The organism is Flavobacterium aureirubrum (assembly GCF_038739835.1).
Taxonomy (GTDB): Bacteria; Bacteroidota; Bacteroidia; order Flavobacteriales; family Flavobacteriaceae; genus Flavobacterium; species Flavobacterium aureirubrum.
In genome coordinates, this window is sequence record NZ_JBCGDO010000169.1 from 1 (window position 1) to 259 (window position 259).

The 259-nt window shown below is 35.9% G+C and carries 1 pseudogene; it reads left to right on the forward strand.

The features are described from left to right. Positions 1-221, forward strand: a pseudogene (locus WFZ85_RS16380) (IS1182 family transposase); the annotation flags it as partial. Positions 222-259: the final 38 nt, after the last annotated feature.

The window sequence follows — 259 nt, forward strand, 5'->3', positions numbered from 1 at the left end:
AAAAAGTAAATGGCGAACACAGTTTGATCATGCTAGTCTACAACATCAAACGCAGCATCAACATCCTCGGCGTGCCCGATTTAATAGCCAAACTCAAAGCATGGAACTCACCCTACAAGAGAAAAGGTTTGTTTTTGATAAAAACGACCTATATAAAGCTGTTTTTAGCCTCAATTCTTTTTAAAACCAGTCAAAGTAAATCAAAAATCAGCATGGCTTAAAACCCGTTTACAGCAGTTTTAAAAAGTAAAACAGTAGA